Origin of the sequence: Streptomyces sp. NPDC006476, assembly GCF_040612015.1 — a bacterium.
In the GTDB taxonomy this organism is placed as follows: Bacteria; Actinomycetota; Actinomycetes; order Streptomycetales; family Streptomycetaceae; genus Streptomyces; species Streptomyces griseorubiginosus_B.
In genome coordinates this window covers 1-1,233 of the sequence record NZ_JBEXPK010000316.1, presented here as the reverse complement: position 1 = coordinate 1,233, position 1,233 = coordinate 1, and the positions used below count along the sequence as shown (strand labels likewise).

Below are 1,233 nucleotides of genomic sequence, written 5' to 3'. Positions count from 1 at the left end.
TTGAGGTAGGTGATGCCGCAGGGCGGGGTCTTGTCCGAGTCGCCCGGCTTGTACGGCGTGCCGATCGAGCCGTCGTCGTTGATGGTGCAGTCGCCCCAGGAAGACAGGACAGTTCCGTGCGGGGTGCGGCCGTGCCGCCGTCTCCAGCGCACCACCGAACCGGCCGCTCCACAAGATCCTTCACGCCTTCGGGGTCCTTCGGAACGCGCCGCGACGGTTCGGAACGGCGTCCACGCAGGTCAGCACTCCTCAGCCGTGCGCGGCCGCTGGTGCCGGGGCAGGGCATGCCGCCAGCTGCGGAGCACGCGGGCGGTCAGCATGCAGCACGGTTCGAAAACTTCAGAAACAAATCGGAATACTCCACAGGCGGTAACGGAAAAGCGGAATCATGCTTCGGCAGGAGCTTCCTCGACCCGATTGTGTTCCGCTTGCTCGACCGTCTTGCCACGGAACGCTTTTTAAATCCAGGATCGGGGAATCCAAAACGCCCCGCGTCTCGGCCGGTAACCGGATGCGGGGTGCTCCGGGCGCCTTATAGGCGCCGCGCCCAGGAAGACAGGACTTCGTTCATGTCACATCGACACAGCCCCCGCCCCGCACACCGCCTGCCGCAGCTCCCCGCCCCGGCCGTCCTGTGCGGAGCGGCTCTCACGCCCGGGCACCGCATCGGTGTCTTCGTCGTGATCCTGCTCGTCCTCACCGTCCACGTGACGCAGGGGCAGTCCATGACGAGCGCGCTCGGCATCGTCATGGCCGCCGGCGCCGCCGCCGCCCAGATCGGCTCCTGGCTCAGCGAGCAGCGTCTGACGGCCACCTCTGCAGGAGGTGCGTGATGACGTCGGACCAGGTACCCGGCTGGGCATCTCGCTCGCCCAGCTCGAGCAGGCCAGCCAGCAGCAGAGCAAGCGGCTTCCCCCCGCCACCGTCTCCAACGTGCTCTCACGGGACCGGCTGCCGGAGTGGGAGTTCACCGCCGACTTCCTGGCCGCCTGCGGCCTGGACGAGAAGGAACGCCGGCCCTGGCAGCAGACCTGGCAGGACCTGGCGCCGGCACTGCCCGCCGCCCGCACCGCCTGGACTCCCGGGGCGCCGGTCACCGACACACCCCCGGAACCTCCCGTCGACGCTCCGCCGAAGAAGCCCCCGGCCGCCGGCCCAGCCGCCGCGACCACTCGTCCGTACCGTCGGCCCGCGTGTACCCGGTGTGCGGCGGCTGCATCGAGGCAGCGACCC

At 69.6% G+C, this 1,233-nt stretch carries 1 protein-coding gene and 1 pseudogene; both read left to right on the top strand.

Annotated elements, in window-relative coordinates; all coding sequences use genetic code 11:
- The first annotated feature begins 569 nt into the window (after nucleotides 1-569).
- Nucleotides 570-833 carry a hypothetical protein gene (locus tag ABZZ74_RS54300; protein ID WP_356951467.1) on the top strand — a complete coding sequence of 88 codons (264 nt, stop codon included), beginning with the start codon at nucleotides 570-572 and terminating at the stop codon, nucleotides 831-833.
- Nucleotides 826-1,233 (top strand): annotated as a pseudogene (locus ABZZ74_RS54295) (hypothetical protein); the annotation flags it as partial. The gene ABZZ74_RS54300 and the pseudogene ABZZ74_RS54295, both read left to right, overlap by 8 nt.

Excerpts from the sequence above, each read along its gene's own strand:
- ABZZ74_RS54300 (WP_356951467.1), top strand. The coding sequence starts at position 570 with ATGTCACATCGACACAGCCCCCGCCCCGCACACCGCCTGCCGCAGCTC.